The sequence below is a fragment of the Streptomyces sp. NPDC058697 genome (assembly GCF_042715345.1).
In the GTDB taxonomy this organism is placed as follows: Bacteria; Actinomycetota; Actinomycetes; order Streptomycetales; family Streptomycetaceae; genus Streptomyces; species Streptomyces liliifuscus.
On sequence record NZ_JBHXSU010000032.1, the window covers coordinates 79374 to 94727 of the forward strand.

Genomic DNA, 15354 nt, shown 5'->3' on the forward strand with positions numbered 1-15354 from the left:
AGGTTTTGCCCTTCAATCCTTTGATCGATCATCGATCAGCGAGTTACAGTCGTCGGCGGGCTCCCACCAGAGCCTGCCGCCCTGTCCTGCCAAAGACCAAGGGCACCCCCGAAAACCCCTTGCCGACGAGGGAACCCCCCTCCGCATCCGGAAGGCGGCGCAATGACCGACCCCACCGCAATCCAGCCGAGCGAGCTCGACCAGCTCCCGGACCGTGACCCGGAGGAGACCGCCGAATGGCAGGCCTCCCTGGACGCCGTCACCAAGGCGGCCGGGCCGCACCGTGCCGCGTACCTGATGCGGCGCACGCTGGAGCGTGCCGAGGGCAACGGACTCGCGCTGCCCAAGCTGCTTGAGACCGACTACGTCAACACCATCCCGACCGCCGCCGAGCCCGTAGTGGACGGCGACGAGGCGATGGAGCGCAGGATCACCGCGTGGAACCGCTGGAACGCGGCCGCGATGGTGACCCGGGGCGCGAAACACGGCGTCGGCGGCCACATCGCCACCTTCGCCTCCGCGGCCTGGCTCTACGAGACGGGCTTCAACCACTTCTTCAAGGGCAAGGAGGCCGACGGGTCCGGCGACCAGCTCTACATCCAGGGCCACGCCTCCCCCGGCATCTACGCCCGTGCCTTCCTCGACGGCCGGCTCAACGAGACGCACCTCGACAACTTCCGCCAGGAGGCGGGCGGCAACGGCCTCCCGTCGTACCCGCACCCGCGGCGTCTGCCGTGGCTCTGGGAGTTCCCGACGGTGTCGATGGGCCTCGGCCCGCTGTCGGCCATCTACCAGGCGCGCTTCAACCGCTATCTGACCAACCGCGGCATCAAGGACGTATCGCAGTCGCACGTCTGGGCGTTCCTCGGTGACGGCGAGATGGACGAGCCGGAGTCGACGGCCGCCCTCGCACTCGCGAGCCGCGAGGGCCTGGACAACCTGACCTTCGTCATCAACTGCAACCTCCAGCGCCTCGACGGTCCGGTCCGCGCGAACTTCAAGATCGTGCAGGAGCTGGAGGCCCAGTTCCGCGGCGCCGGCTGGAACGTCATCAAGTCGCTGTGGGGCAACGCCTGGGACGAGCTGTTCCGGCTGGACACCACCGGCGCCCTGGTCCGCCGCCTCCGTGAGGTCCCGGACGCGCAGGTGCAGACGTACCAGACCCGTGACGCCGCCTACATCCGCCAGGACTTCTTCGGCTCCGACCCGGCGCTCGTCGAGCTGGCGAAGCTGCTGAGCGACGACAAGATCCTGGAGTGTTTCCACCTCTCCCGCGGCGGTCACGAGGCGCGCAAGGTGTACGCCGCGTACAAGGCGGCCGTGGAGTTCAAGGGCGCGCCGACGGTGATCCTGGCGCAGACGGTCAAGGGCCACACCCTGGGCCAGGGCTTCGCGTCGAAGAACGCCAACCACCAGATGAAGAAGCTGTCGACGGACGAGTTCAAGCAGATGCGTGACCTGCTCGAACTCCCCATCAAGGACAGCGACTTCGTCGACGGTGTGGTCCCCTACGGCCACCCGGGCGCCGGCTCCCCCGAGGTCCGCTACCTCCAGGAGCGCCGCGCGGCCCTAGGCGGCCCGGCCCCGGCCCGCCGTACGCACGCGCTGCCTCCTCTCCCCGCCCCCGCCGACAAGGCGTTCGCGGCCTTCGACAAGGGCTCCGGCTCGCAGAACGTGGCGACGACCATGGCCTTCGTACGCCTGGTCAAGGACCTGGTCCGCGACAAGACGTCCGGCAAGCGCTGGGTGCCGATCGTCCCCGACGAGGCGCGCACCTTCGGTATGGAGAGCCTCTTCCCGTCCCTCGGCATCTACTCGCCGAAGGGCCAGACGTACGAGCCGGTCGACCGCGACCAGCTGATGTACTACAAGGAGGCCAAGGACGGCCAGATCCTCAACGAGGGGATCACCGAGGCCGGTTCGATGGCCGACTTCATCGCCGCGTCCACCGCGTACTCCACGCACGGCGAGACGATGATCCCGTTCTACATCTTCTACTCGATGTTCGGCTGGCAGCGCACGGCCGACCAGATGTGGCAGCTCGGCGACCAGCTCGGCCGCGGCTTCCTCGTCGGCGCGACGGCCGGTCGTACGACGCTGACGGGCGAGGGCCTGCAGCACGCGGACGGGCACTCGCCGGTCATCGCGGCCACCAACCCGGCCGCCCTGTCGTACGACCCGGCGTTCGCGTACGAGGTCGCGACGATCGTCAAGGACGGGCTGCGCCGGATGTACGGCGAGGCGGCGCCCGGCGAGGACCAGAACGTCTTCTACTACCTCACCGTCTACAACGAGCCGATCCCGCAGCCCGCGAAGCCGTCGGGGCTCGGTATCGACGAGGGCATCGTCAAGGGCCTCTACCGCTTCAACACGGCGGAGTCGGCCGGCGTCCAGGTCAACGCCGCCAACGCCGCGCGCATCCAGCTGCTCGGTTCCGGTACGGCGATCCACTGGACCCTGGAGGCGCAGAAGCTGCTCGCCGAGGAGTGGGGCGTGGCCGCGGACGTCTGGTCCGCCACGTCCTGGACGGAGCTGCGGCGGGACGCCCTGGAGGCCGACGCGGCGCTGCTGCGCGGCGAGGACCGGGTGCCGTACGTCCGGCAGGCGCTGCAGGGAGCCGAGGGGCCCGTCCTCGCGGTATCCGACTACATGCGGCAGGTGCCCGACCAGATCGCGCAGTGGGTCGAGCAGGACTACTCCTCGCTCGGTGCGGACGGGTTCGGTCTCTCCGACACCCGCGAGGCCGCTCGCCGGCACTTCGGCGTCGACGCGCAGTCGATCGTCGTGGCGGCGTTGGCGCAGCTTGCGCGGCGCGGTGAGGTGCCGGCGTCTGCGGTGAAGGAAGCGCGGGCGCGGTACGGGTTGTAGTTCGGCTGCGGGCCCGGTGGGGGCTGGTCGCGCAGTTCCCCGCGCCCCTAAAAGATGAAAAGCCAGGGGCGCAGCCCCGCTTTTCAGGGGCGCGGGGAACTGCGCGATCGGTCCCCACCGGGCCCGCACTCGCCCACCCGGCATCATGAACGTATGCGTGCTGCTCGCCTCATCAAGATGGTGCTGCTTCTTCAGGCCAGGCCCTCCATGACGGCCGCCGCGCTCGCTCGGGAGCTGGAGGTGTCGGAGCGGACGATCACCCGGGACGCGCAGGCCCTGTCGGAGGCGGGCGTCCCGGTGTACGCGGACCGCGGCCGGGCCGGCGGGTACCGGCTGATCGGCGGGTACCGGACCCGACTCACCGGGCTCGCCAGGAGCGAGGCCGAGGCCCTGTTCCTCTCGGGCGTGCCCGGCGCGCTCCGGGAGATGGGCCTGGAGGACGCCGCGTCCGCCGCCCGGCTGAAGGTGTCCGCGGCCCTCCTCCCCTCCCTCAAGGACGCCTCCCGCACCGCGTCCCAGCGTTTCCACCTGGACGCCCCCGGCTGGTTCGCCGAGCCCAAGACGCCCGAGCTGCTGCCCGAGATCGCCGAGGCGGTCTGGGACGACCGTCGGATCACCGCGCGCTACCGGCGCCAGGAGACCGACGTGGAACGCGAGTTGGAGCCGTACGGGCTCATCCTCAAGGCGGGCGTCTGGTACGTGTGCGCCCGCGTCCCCGATCCCGGGTCCTACCGCGTCTACCGCATCGACCGGTTCACGTCGGTCGAGCCCGGCGACGAGCGCTTCAGCCGCGACGAGGGGTTCGACCTGCCGGGCTTCTGGGCGGAGCGGGCGGCCCAGTTCGCGCGTTCGCTCCTGCGGGCGACGGTCGTGGTGCGGCTCACCGAGGCGGGCGCGCGGGGGCTGAGGCGAACCGTCGATCCGCTCTCCGCGCAGGAGGCCCTGGCGGCGGCCGGCCCGCCCGACGACACGGGCCGGGTGACGCTCACGCTGCCGGTCGAGTCGTACGACGTCGCGTACACCCAGCTTCTCTCCCTCGGCCCCGAGGTGGAGGTCCTGGAACCGTCCGAACTCCGCGGGCGCTTCGCCGAGGCGACGGCCAGGGCGGCGGCGTACTACGACGCGCCGGAGTGAGGACTCGGGGCGCCGCGGCTACCGGTAGCCCGTCACATCCGCCGGCTTGCCCTGTGACTCCACCTCGATCATGTAGCGCCACGCGTCCGGCGCCGAGCCGTCGACGTCCGTGAAGCCGTACTCCTGGGCGAGGCCGCCGCTGGAGAGCGACTGTCCGTTCCAGCGGGCCGCGTCGGGGTCGGCGGCGAGGGCGACCAGGGCCCGTCCCACGAAGGTGGGCGTCTCGGAGATCGCGAAGTGCGGGACGTACGCGCAGGCGTCCCGCCAGTTCTCCTCGGTGACCTTGAAGGCTGTGTCGAGCATCGCCTCCGAGCGCAGCCAGCCCGGGGTGAGGCAGACCGCGGTGCAGCCGTGTTCCCTGAGCTCCTCCCCCAGGTCGTGGGCCATGCGGATGGGGGTCGTCTTGGCGAGGTCGTAGAAGAACGGTTTGCGGTAGCGGCGGTTGTACTCCTCCGTGCCGTCGGTGACCTCGACGAGCAGCCCGCCGGGGTTGCGGACGAGGAGCGGCAGGGCGATGTGGCTGGTGATGATGTGCGACTCGATGCCGAGGCGCATGATCCGCAGCCCCTTGTCCAGATCCATGTCCCACATGTCGGGCTGTTTCTCCGCCGACCAGTCGAGGAGGACGTCGCCGCCCCACATGTCGTTGACGAGGATGTCGAGGCGGCCCTGTTCGCGGTCGACGCGGTCGACGAGGGCCCGGACCTGTTCGGGTTCCAGGTGGTCCGTCGGTACGGCGATGCCCCGGCCGGTGGCGCCCGCGGCCGCGTCGACCAGTTCGGCCGTCTCCTCGATGGTCTCGGTGGTCCGGCCGACCTCGCTGACGTGCTCGCGGGTCGTGCGTCCGGTCACGTACACCGTGGCTCCGGCGCGGCCCAGCTCCACCGCCATGGCCCGTCCGGCGCCGCGTGTGGCGCCCCCGACCAGGGCGACCTTTCCCTCAAGTCGTGGGGTGAGTTGCGGGGCGGACTCCCGCGCTGTGGTCTGTCCTGTCGTCTCCATGGTCCGAGCATCGCGCCGAATGCCGACATCTGCTGTCGGACTTTCCGTCGGCATGTGCGCGCATAACGATCTGCCTGTCCCCGGGTGCGCGGGCCGGGTCGAGGCCCGATGCTTGTCCCGTGATGGACGAGACGGAGTTCTGGGAGCTGGTGGACGCGACCCGCGAGGCCGCGGAGGGCGACCCCGAGGAGCAGGCCGACCTGCTCGTGGAGCGGCTCGTCCAGTTGGACCCCGAGATGGTCCTGGACTTCGCCCGTCACTTCGAGGCCCGCTACAACCGTGCGTACATGTGGGACCTGTGGGGCGCGGCCTGGATCCTGCTCGACGGGGCGAGCGACGACGCCTTCGACTTCTTCCGCTGCTGGCTGATCGGCCAGGGCCGGGAGGTGTACGAGGCCGGCGTGCACGATCCCGACAAGCTCGCCGAGCTCCTCACGGACTTCGACGACGAGGTCGACGGGGACGGTGAGGAGCTCGGCTACGCGGCGGACGAGGCGTACGAGCAGCTCACCGGCACGGTCGCCCCGGACCTCGGTATTCCGGCCGCGCCGCCCGAGCCGCTGGGCACCGCGCTGGACCTGGAGAACCAGGCACAGCTGGCGGAGCGTTTCCCCCAGCTGTGGGACCGGTTCGCGGACTGACGGGCGGGCCCGGCGGCGGACTGACGGGCGGGCCCACCGGAGGACCGGGAGATGGTCCAACCAGGAGAACTCCCCTCACCAGGAAGCGCCGCGCGGCCCTGCCGTCCGGATCTGGTGCGCCGGGGCGACCACGGCGGCGGGCCAGGCGGCGGCCACGGGGGCGCCGTCCTTCCGTGCGCTGTGCGGCGGCGCCGCGTTCGCCCGGTCCAGTGCCGACGCGGTGGCGGCGGACGGCCCCACCACGACGGCGGCCACCACACAGGCCACGGTCCACGGGCTGCGTACGGCCCGCGCCCACAGCGAAGTCCCCCGGGTCTGCTGCTCCTTGCGACTGCTCATGATCCCCACCCTCCGGTCAGTGCGTGCCTCGACGCTAGAAGGCGTGGCTCGGGGTGATCCGTGAACCGGCTGTGGCGTACCTGTGAGGCGTTACGGGGAGTCGCGGGGCGGGCGGAAGGCGGGCGCGACGGTCGCTAGCGCCTGCCCTGGAGGTGGGCCGCGTGTTCCCTGATCTCGGGCAGGCGGGCCATCAGGGCGGCGCCCGGGCAGGCCGTCCAGTAGCCGTCGGTGTGGCCGGAGACGGCGGTGAAGGCCCCGCGGGTGCCGGCCGGGTACTTGCTCAGGCTGTTGGTGGAGACGAGCCGCACATGGGCGCGCGGGTCGATGTCCACGAGGCCGAGTTTCCAGGCGGCGACGGCCGCTATGGCGTCGGTCATGGCCTTCGGGACCGGCACGCCCGCGGTGAAGGTCCCTATCGCGGCGATGCCCGTCGTGCCCACGTTGAAGCCCTGCGTGTGGGCGCCGACGACGGCCCGGTCGATGCCGCCCGCCCGGCCCTCGTAGATCGTGCCGCAGCGGTCGACGAGGAAGTTGTAGCCGATGTCGTCCCAGTGCCGGACCCCGGCCTGTCCCGCGTACAGGTACCGGATGATCTTGGGTGCGTCGGCGCAGTCGTAGCTGTTCGGCGAGTCGGTGTGGTGCACGAACACGGCGGTCACGCGGCCTGCGTACCGGGTCGGCGGCCTCGTGTAGGCGGCGTCGGCCAGCCAGCGTTCCCTCGGCACGATGGGGGGCCGGTCGGCCTGGTGCCCCACGGCGGCCCGCGCCGCGACGGGACGCTCCGCCTCGCCCGGCGTCCGGTCGACCCCCACGGCACACAGCACGAGACCGGTGACGGCGACCAGCCCGGGAACACAGGCGAGGGCGACGCGCGCGGGGCGGGGTATGCGGGCCAGGGCTGACGGACGGAGCCCGGTAGCGGCCGACGGACGGGGCCGGGCATCGGTGGACGGACGCGGCCCGGTGTCGCCGTCGGCCTCGGGCCCGGTCCTCCGGAGCACCCTTCGCCACCAGGCGCGAACCCCCCGCCGCACACCACCGGCGCGGTGTGGCGGAGGGGTTCGTTGGGCGCACATGGGATCCACTCTCCGGGACAGTCGGGCCGTCCGCGATGTGTGCTGTGCCACCCGGTGGAACCAACGTCCCGGTCCGAGACGTTTCTACAGGTCCACGCACGCGTGCCGGATGGCCGGTTTCCACGCGCGCGTACCTGATCACCGGGCCCTCCCGGCACGTACTAGGAGACCCAAGAGAAAGGGAGCTCCGTGGACCTGCTCGACATCCTGCTGTTGCTGGTGATCCTCGGCTATGCGGCGTCCGGTTACCGGCGCGGGCTCGTCGCGGGCTGTGTGTCCCTGGCCGGCTTCGTGGGCGGTGCCGTGATCGGCGTATGGGTGCTGCCCTGGGTGATGGACCTGGTGGAGGCGGGGACCACGGCGGCGACGGTCACCGCGGTGCTCACGGTGCTGGTGCCCGCCGCCGCGGGCCACGAGCTGGCGGGCCGGCTTGCCCTGAAGCTCCGCCGCGAACTGGACAGCGGCCCCTTGCGCGCGGTCGACGGAGTGGGCGGCGCCGCGGCCAACTCGGTCGCCGTGCTGCTGGTGGCGTGGGTCGCGGCGAGCGTCCTCGGCGCGTCCGCCTCGCCGGTGGTCACCTCGTCGATCCGCGACTCCGCGCTGCTCGGCGCGGTGCAGGACGCGATGCCGGAGACCACCCCGACCTGGTTCTCCCGGGCCACCTCGGCGCTCACGGAGGCGGGCTTCCCGCAGGTCTTCAACCCCTTCGAGAACGAGCCGGCGGCCAGCGTCGCCAAGCCCTCGGGGGACAGCGTCACCGCGGCCGCCACGCGCGCCGCCCAGCGCTCCACCGTGAAGGTCGAGGGCGCGGTGGGCACCCAGGGCCGTGAGGGCAGCGGGTTCGTGTACGCGCGGGAGCGCGTCATGACCAACGCGCACGTGGTGGCGGGCATCGACGACCCGACCGTCCGCGTGGGCGGCACGGGCAAGGCGTACGAGGCGAAGGTCGTCCTCTTCGACCCGCAGAAGGACGTGGCCGTGCTCGACGTCCCGGGCCTGGAGGCGCCCGTCCTGGCCTTCGACACCAGCGCGACCCGCGGTGACGCGGCCGTGGTCGCGGGCTACCCGCAGGACGGCGGCCTCGACCTCCAGGCGGCCACCGTCGCCAACAAGATCAATGCCAGGGGACAGAACATCTACGGCTCCGACCAGGTCACCCGCGAGATCTACTCGATCCGCTCCACGGTCCGTCCCGGCAACTCCGGCGGCCCTCTGCTGACCACCACCGGCAAGGTCTACGGCGTCGTCTTCGCCCGCTCCACGAGCGACAACGAGACGGGGTACGTCCTGACCGCCGACGAGGTCGCGGGCGACGCCCAGCGCGCGGCGAAGGCGGAGGCCGCGGTGGACACGGGCGACCTAGTCACCTCCTGAGCCCCGGGCCGCCCGACCCGGACCTGGGCGCCCGACGCGAACCGGGGCGGCTCCACACGGACCCGGGCGGCTCGACGCGGACCGAGCGGCTCAACACGGACCGGAGCGGCTCAACCCTGACCGGGGTGGCTCGACGCGGCCCCGGGGGGCGCGGCATCGGGGCGGCATCGGGGCGGCGCGGCATTGGGCGGCTCGGCGCGCCCCTCGGCGGTCGGCGCGGCACCGGGCGGCCTCGCGGCATCAGGCGGCCGCGCGGCATCGGGCGCAGGTGGACGACCAGCCTGTTGGCACGTTTTGCCACCCAGGCGAAACATGCCCCCGGCCTCCTCCGGGCGTACGCTTCCCCGCGTGAGCACCAAGTCGTCCGCAGCGACCAGAACCCCGTCGCTGACCGAGCGCCGCAAGGCGGCAACCCAGTTCGACATCGCCCGCGCCGCCGCCGAGCTCTTCACCGAGCGCGGCCCCGACGGCACCACAGCCGAGGAGATCGCCGTACGCGCCGGTGTGGCGCTGCGGACCTTCTACCGCTACTTCCGCAACAAGCAGGACGCCGTCGGCCCCCTCCTCGCGATCGGCGGCGACCACTGGCGCGAGCGGCTGGCGGCGGCCGAGCCCGGCACCCCGCTCCCCCGGGCGCTGGAAACGGCCGTCACCGCGTCGCTGACCGTCCCTCACGAGGCCAAGGCGGAGGGGCTGCGCTGGACGCGGGGCCTGCTGCGGGCGTCCGCCGAGGACCCGGCGCTGCGCGCGGTCTGGTACCGCGTGAACCAGGAGTCCGAGGACAAGCTCATCCCCCTGGTGGCGCGGCTGGCGGGCGACGACACCGACCCGCTGGAGATCCGCCTCGCCGCCGCGGCCGCCACGGACGCGATCCGGGTCGCCCTGGAGACCTGGGCCGAGTCGGACGCGGACGTCGAGGGCCCGGGCTCCCCCGCGGAACTCGCCGTGCGCTGCCTGCGGGAACTGACGGGCGGGATGCGGTTGTTGGCGGAGCCGCGGAAGGTCAGAGACTCCGCCCCATGAGTACGTCGTCCACGTACTCCCCGTCCAGGTAGAACTCCCCCGGCTGGATCCCCTCGACGACGAAGCCCTCCGACTCGTACAGCTTGCGGGCCGGGGTGTTGTGGCCGAGGACGCGCAGGGTGATCCGCAGGGCGCCCTGGCGGCGGGACTCGGCGACGACCGCGCGGATCAGGGCCCGGCCCACGCCGTGACCGCGTGCCTCTTCGGCGACGGCGAGGCCCTGGATCTGCCGTACGTGCGCGTTCGAGAGGAGCGGGGTGGGGAAGCCGAGCCGTACATAGCCGAGGACGCGCCCCTCCAGCTCCGCCACCAGGTGGTCGCGGGGGCCGAAGCGCTCGTTGAAGAACGGGTCGTACGGCGGCTGCTCCTGAGGTCTGACCGCATGCTGATAGGACCAGATCGCGCGGTCGAGACGGCCCAGCGCCTCTTCGTCGTCGGGCCGGGCGGTGCGTATGGACGGCTCGGGCATGACGTCACTTTACGACCGGCGCCCGCGACACCGTCCGGTGTGCCGGGCCCCCTCGGCGTACTGCTCCGGGGGTGGTTGGCGGAGGATGGGGGGCATGGAGACTTCCCGAATCGCCGTGGCCGGCGCGTCCGGCCTCATCGGCAGCGCCCTGGTGCGCTCGCTGACCGCCGACGGGCACGAGGTGGTGCGGCTGGTGCGCCGTACGCCACGGGCGAAGGACGAGGTCGAGTGGGACCCCGAACGCCAGTACGTCGACGCGGCGGGGCTCGTCGGCTGCGACGCGGTGGTGAACCTCGCGGGCGCCGGCATCGGGGACCACCGCTGGACGGACGAGTACAAGCGGAAGATCCGGGACAGCCGGCTGCTCGGCACGGCCGCGCTTGCGGAGGCCGTCGCCTCCCTCGACCGGCCGCCGCAGGTCTTCCTCAACGGCAGTGCGATGGGGATCTACGGGGACACCGGCGAGCGGGCCGTGGACGAGAGCGCGCCTCCCGCGATCGGGTTCCTGCCCTCGCTGTGCGTCGAGTGGGAGGAGGCGGCGGCCCCCGCGGAGGAGGCGGGCGTACGGACCGTCTTCGCGCGCACCGGCCTGGTGGTGGCGGCGAAGGGCGGCGCCTGGGGGCGGCTCTTCCCGCTCTTCAAGGCGGGCCTCGGCGGGCGGATGGGCAACGGGCGGCAGTACTGGAGCTACATCGCGCTGCACGACCACGTGGCCGCGCTGCGGTTCCTGATCAACTCCGAGTCGCTGTCCGGCCCCTTCAACCTGACGGCTCCGGAGCCGCTCACCAACCGGGAGATCACTGCCGCGATGGGGCGTGCGCTGCACCGGCCCGCGGTGTTCGCGGTGCCCGCGCCTGTGCTGAGGATTGTGCTCGGGGAGATGGCGCAGGAGGTTCTGGGGAGCCAACGGGTCGTTCCTGCCCGGCTGTTGGAGTCGGGGTTCACCTTTGCGTTTCCGGGGATCGAGGAGGCCATCCGGGCTGTGCGTTAGCGTCCCGCTGGGCTGCGGTGGGTATCTGCGGGCCGGCTGTGGCTGAGCGCGCAGTTCCCCGCGCCCCTTACGGGGCACGGCCCCCTTACGGGGCACGGGGCGCGGGCATAGTCCCCGGCCGGCGGGACCGGCCCATGCGACCCGTGTGCGACCGTGCCCTGTTCATGCGCGAGTTCCACTGACCGGCGGCGGCCCTACTCTCGTGCCGAACTCGGGTATTCCTGGAGCCCGTTGGGGGCATCACGTCCCCAGCAGTCACGCGACCTCGGGGAGGGGCACGTGCTTGAGCCCGCGTATCAGGCGGACGTCGTCATCGTGGGAGCCGGAGTCGCCGGACTCGCGGCCGCCCATCGGCTGAACAGCGCAGGTGTAACGACCGTGGTCCTGGAGGCCGCCCCTTACGTGGGCGGCCGCATGACGACCGAGAAGGTCGACGGCTTCCGTCTCGACCGCATCGGCCAGCTCCTCTCCACCTCGTATCCCGAGCTTCGGCTGACCCCGGGTCTCGACAGGCTCGCCCTGCGGCCGTTCGCCCCCGGCGTGCTCGTCCACGCCGACGGCCGCGTCCACCGGGCCGGCGAGCCCGCAGGTGCCGGGGGCGCACGGGGCGCACTCGACGCGGCGCGCGCCCTGGTGAGCCCCCCTCGCAGGGTCAGGCAGATACCGGCGGTCGCCGTGCCGCCCGTCTCCCGGGCGTTTCCGCCGCTCGGCGGCGCCCTCGACCAGGCCCGGCTCGCCGCGGCCCTCGGACGGATCGCGACCGTCCCCGTGGACCGGCTGCTGGCCCGGCCCGAGCGGCCCGCGGGGCGCGCGCTCGCGGCCCGCGGCATGCCGGCCCGTACGGTCGAGGGTTTTCTGCGCCCGCTCCTTGCCGCGCTGCTCTGCGACCCGGATCTGACGACGTCCAGCCGGTGCGCGGACCTCGCGCTGCGCGCCTTCGCCTCCGGGCGGCTGTGCGTCCCGGAGGGCGGCGCCGACACGCTGCCGGAGCTGCTGGCGTCGGCCCTGCCGCCCGGGACGGTCCGCACCGGGGTGCGGGTCACCTCCGTGTCCACGACCTCCGTGACGACGGCGGACCACGGCGAACTGCGCTGCCGGGCCATCCTGGTGGCGACCGACGCCCACGCCGCCGCCCAGCTGCTGCCGGGCCTGCGGGTACCGCCGTTCCACCAGCTCACCGTGGTGCACCACACGGCCGACGAGGTACCCCTGGCCGAGCCCGCGCTGCTCCTGGACGCGGACCGCCGGGGCCCGGTGGCCCACACCGCGGTCATCAGCCAGGTCGACCCGACCCGCGCCCCCGTGGGCCGCGCCCTGATCTCGTCCACGATCCTCGGCGCACCCCCCGCGGACACGGACCGGGCCGTACGCGCCCACCTGGCCGCCCTCTACGGCACCGCCACGCACCGCTGGGAGCTGCTGGCGGTCCATCACACCCCCGACGCGGTCCCCGCGATGCCGCCCCCGCACGACCTGCGACGCCCGGTCCGCCTCCTCGCCGGCCTGTACGTCTGCGGCGACCACCGCGACACCAGCACGGTCCAGGGCGCCCTGCACTCGGGCCACCGATCGGCCACGGCCCTCCTGACAGACCTGGGCATCAACTCGGCGCCCACAGCAACCCCATTAACGGCCTCGACCGCCGCGTAGGCGTACGAGAGCCAGGGGGTGGAGGTCCCGCCGCGGGGCAGGACCTCCTCCCCATCCACCCCATCCACATCCCCGCGCCCCTGACCGGGGGCGCCCCGTCAGGGGCGCGGGGAACTGCGCGACGAGCCCCCACCGGCCCGCAGCCTCAAGACAACCCTGACCCTTCCTGTGGTGCCGGTCAGCCGAGTGCCGCAACCTTGTCGCGGTACCCCCTGACCGGCGCCGCATCCTTGTACGGCTCCAACCGCCGTTCGAAGTCCCGCACATACTCCACCGCCCGCACCGACCGCATCTCCGAAGCCTGCGTCGCCGCCTCCGCACCCAACTGGCAGGCCTGGTCCAGCTCACCGAGCCCGAGCCGCGCCGAGGCCAGGACGACCCGGCAGAAGAGGCGGCTGCGCGCATACCCGGGCGCCCGCAACTGCAGGGACCGCTCAGCATGCTGCGCGGCCGCCCGGTACTGCTGGAGGTCGCGGTGGCAGTGCCCGAACTCGTCCGCGAGCTGAGCCTCGTCGAAGAACCGCGCCCAGTACGGCACTTCGTCACCCGGCCGGGCGGTCTCCAGGGACCGCTCGGCCCGTACCAGCGAGGCCGTGGCCGCCCGCACCTCGCCGAGCACACCGTGCCCCCGCGCCTCGACCGCGTACAGCAGCGCCTGGACGACGGGCGGGGCCGACGAGCCCACGCCCTGCTGGGCGACCCGGGCCAGCTGCACCGCCTCCCGGCCGTGTCCCAGATAGACGGCTTGTCGACTCATCGTCACGAGCACGTACGAGCCGTACGCCCGGTCCCCCGCCGCCTGCGACAGCCGCAGCGCCTGGACGAAGTACCGCTGGGCCAGGCCGTGCGCGGCGATGTCGTACGAGGTCCAGCCCGCCAGCCGGGTCAGATCGGATGCGGCGGCGAACAGGCGGCGCCCCGTCTGCTCCCCGTAGGTGCCGCGCAGCATCGGCTCCAGCTCGTGCTCCAGGTACCGCACGAGGGCCTGCCGGGCGTGCCCTCCGCCGTACGCGTTGTCGAGCGTGCGGAACAGTTCCCCGACCGAGCGCAGCGCCGCGATGTCGCCCGCGGTCACCCGCTGCCCGGGGCCGCGCTCGGTCTGCGCGCGCTGCCGGGGCACGGCCGGGCGGCCCTGTACGGGGATCCGTACGGCACCGGGGTCGCCGCGGCCCACCCGGTCGTCGGCCCGGCCGATCAGCCAGTCCCGGCTGGGCACGACGAGCCCCGCCGGGGTGAACGCGATCTTGCGAAGCTCCGCATGGCTTCCGGAGTCCTTGCGCCACAGTCCGCCGACGATGTCGACGGCCTCCTCGGGGGTGGCGGCGAATTCGAGCCCGGCGTACACCGGGGCGCACGCGTCGAGTCCGAGGTCCTGGGCGGTGAGACGGCGTCCCAGCCGGCGGGTGAAGACCTCGGCGATCAGCGCGGGTGTGGTGCCTCTTGGCTGCTGGCCGCGCAGCCAGCGGGTCACTGATGTCTTGTCGTATCTGAGATCGAGCCCGTGTTCGAGGCCGAGCTGGTCCACTCGGCGGGCTAGCCCCGCGTTGGAGAACCCCGCTTCTGCGATTAGTGCGGCGAGCTGACGGTTGGGGGTGCGCTGCGCGGGTCGTTCCGTCATCTGCGGTGCGAACTCCTGCCTTCCGGGCTGGGGGCCTGCGGGAACAGGCCCGGGCGAGGTCGGCCGCCATGCCTTGAGCAGCCCTTGAAAGCCTCGTGAACGGCGCGAATGTAGCGGTCCGTAAGCACCCGATCGCACACTTCGACGCGCATTCATCCGATCGTGTGAGGATTGCCCCCAGGGCTGACGAGCTTCGACCGGACGTACAGTGGCGTGAGGCTGTTATGAGCCTTACGACTCTTTCAGGGAGGCGCTTGCCGTGAGTGAGCTGCGGTTCGTCCGCATGGGTTTCGGTGCGGACGCCGTCGAGTACCAGGAGGCCTGGGACGAGCAGCGCCGTGTGCACACGGCCCGTTTCCAGGACGAGATCCCCGACACCTGTCTGCTCCTGGAACACCCGCCGGTCTACACGGCGGGGCGGCGTACGGCGGACAGTGAGCGGCCGCTCGACGGCACGCCCGTCGTCGACGTGGACCGTGGCGGCAAGATCACCTGGCACGGGCCGGGGCAGCTGGTCGGCTACCCGATCCAGAAGCTGCCTCGCCCCGTTGACGTCGTCGCCCACCTCCGCCGCCTGGAGGACGCGATGATCCGGGTCTGCGCGGAGTTCGGTGTCGAGACGAGCCGGGTGGAGGGGCGGGCCGGTGTCTGGGTCCTCGGTGACCCGGTGGCCGAGCGGCCCTCTCTCGGCGGGCTCTCCCTCGACTTCGATCCCCGGCTCGCGGACGAGGAGTTCGATCCCCGGCTCGACGGGCCCGAGTACGCGCCGTCCAATGCGGGGCAGCGGCGTGAGGACCGGAAGATCTGTGCCATGGGTATCCGGGTCGCCAAGGGCGTCACAATGCATGGCTTCGCGCTGAACGTGAACCCCGACACGTCCAGTTTCGACAAGATCATCCCTTGCGGTATCCGTGACGCGGGTGTCACGTCGCTCGCCCATGAGTTGGGCCGCGATCTCACCATCGCGGAGGTCCTGCCGGTGGCTGAGCGGCATCTGCGGGACGTTCTCGGGAACGCGGAGTTGAGGCCGCGGGAGGTTGAGCGGGTGGTGGTATAGGGGCTTTTTTCGCCCCCGCCGCCCCTACCCATTCCCGTCCCTGACTCAGGGGCTTCGCCCCCGAACCCCCAAAAGATTGCGCAGTTCCCCGCGCCCCTAAAGGGTCTTTAGG

13 protein-coding genes are annotated in these 15354 nt (G+C 72.3%); 8 read left to right on the plus strand and 5 right to left on the minus strand.

The window, feature by feature from the left end; all coding sequences use genetic code 11:
• Positions 1-162: 162 nt before the first annotated feature.
• A complete protein-coding gene (gene aceE, locus ACFWXQ_RS41905; RefSeq protein WP_383952327.1) occupies positions 163-2868 on the plus strand; it encodes a pyruvate dehydrogenase (acetyl-transferring), homodimeric type in 2706 nt (901 codons plus the stop codon).
• Between the two features lie 153 nt (positions 2869-3021).
• On the plus strand, positions 3022-4002 hold the full coding sequence (locus ACFWXQ_RS41910; protein WP_383952325.1) for a helix-turn-helix transcriptional regulator: 981 nt from the start codon (positions 3022-3024) through the stop codon (positions 4000-4002).
• An 18-nt stretch (positions 4003-4020) separates the two neighbouring features.
• Here the strand turns inward: ACFWXQ_RS41910 and ACFWXQ_RS41915 are convergent, their stop codons facing one another.
• Positions 4021-5004 (minus strand): SDR family oxidoreductase, encoded by a 984-nt coding sequence (locus tag ACFWXQ_RS41915; RefSeq protein ID WP_383952323.1) that lies wholly within the window; start codon positions 5002-5004, stop codon positions 4021-4023.
• Between the two features lie 122 nt (positions 5005-5126).
• On the opposite strand from ACFWXQ_RS41915, the gene ACFWXQ_RS41920 reads away from it, so the two are divergent.
• A complete protein-coding gene (locus ACFWXQ_RS41920; RefSeq protein ID WP_055616289.1) occupies positions 5127-5645 on the plus strand; it encodes a DUF4240 domain-containing protein in 519 nt (172 codons plus the stop codon).
• Between the two features lie 75 nt (positions 5646-5720).
• Here ACFWXQ_RS41920 and ACFWXQ_RS41925 read toward each other — a convergent pair whose 3' ends face one another.
• Positions 5721-5984: a hypothetical protein gene (locus ACFWXQ_RS41925; RefSeq protein ID WP_383952321.1), complete on the minus strand. Its 264-nt coding sequence runs from the start codon at positions 5982-5984 to the stop codon at positions 5721-5723.
• A 134-nt stretch (positions 5985-6118) separates the two neighbouring features.
• Positions 6119-6871 (minus strand): peptidoglycan recognition protein, encoded by a 753-nt coding sequence (locus tag ACFWXQ_RS41930; protein WP_383952329.1) that lies wholly within the window; start codon positions 6869-6871, stop codon positions 6119-6121.
• Positions 6872-7249: 378 nt separating this feature from the next.
• On the opposite strand from ACFWXQ_RS41930, the gene ACFWXQ_RS41935 reads away from it, so the two are divergent.
• Both ACFWXQ_RS41935 and ACFWXQ_RS41940 read left to right on the plus strand, forming a co-directional pair.
• Positions 7250-8434: a MarP family serine protease gene (locus ACFWXQ_RS41935; RefSeq protein ID WP_383952318.1), complete on the plus strand. Its 1185-nt coding sequence runs from the start codon at positions 7250-7252 to the stop codon at positions 8432-8434.
• Between the two features lie 348 nt (positions 8435-8782).
• The gene (locus ACFWXQ_RS41940) at positions 8783-9457 is read left to right on the plus strand and encodes a TetR family transcriptional regulator (RefSeq protein ID WP_383952316.1); all 675 of its coding nucleotides are present in this window, start codon (positions 8783-8785) and stop codon (positions 9455-9457) included.
• On the opposite strand, the gene ACFWXQ_RS41945 is transcribed toward ACFWXQ_RS41940, so the two are convergent.
• On the minus strand, positions 9438-9926 hold the full coding sequence (locus ACFWXQ_RS41945) for a GNAT family N-acetyltransferase (protein ID WP_383952314.1): 489 nt from the start codon (positions 9924-9926) through the stop codon (positions 9438-9440). The two genes, ACFWXQ_RS41940 and ACFWXQ_RS41945, sit on opposite strands and share 20 nt — an antisense overlap.
• A gap of 94 nt (positions 9927-10020) precedes the next feature.
• Here ACFWXQ_RS41945 and ACFWXQ_RS41950 point away from each other — a divergent pair, with 94 nt between their 5' ends.
• On the plus strand, positions 10021-10917 hold the full coding sequence (locus tag ACFWXQ_RS41950) for a TIGR01777 family oxidoreductase (RefSeq protein WP_383952312.1): 897 nt from the start codon (positions 10021-10023) through the stop codon (positions 10915-10917).
• Positions 10918-11196: 279 nt separating this feature from the next.
• Positions 11197-12567, plus strand: coding sequence for an NAD(P)/FAD-dependent oxidoreductase (locus tag ACFWXQ_RS41955; RefSeq protein ID WP_383952310.1), 1371 nt, complete (start codon positions 11197-11199; stop codon positions 12565-12567).
• 178 nt (positions 12568-12745) lie between these two features.
• On the opposite strand, the gene ACFWXQ_RS41960 is transcribed toward ACFWXQ_RS41955, so the two are convergent.
• Positions 12746-14185, minus strand: coding sequence for a regulator (locus ACFWXQ_RS41960; protein WP_383952308.1), 1440 nt, complete (start codon positions 14183-14185; stop codon positions 12746-12748).
• Positions 14186-14444: 259 nt separating this feature from the next.
• Between ACFWXQ_RS41960 and lipB the strand changes: the two genes are divergently transcribed.
• The gene (gene lipB, locus ACFWXQ_RS41965) at positions 14445-15242 is read left to right on the plus strand and encodes a lipoyl(octanoyl) transferase LipB (RefSeq protein ID WP_383952306.1); all 798 of its coding nucleotides are present in this window, start codon (positions 14445-14447) and stop codon (positions 15240-15242) included.
• The last annotated feature ends 112 nt before the right edge of the window (positions 15243-15354 follow it).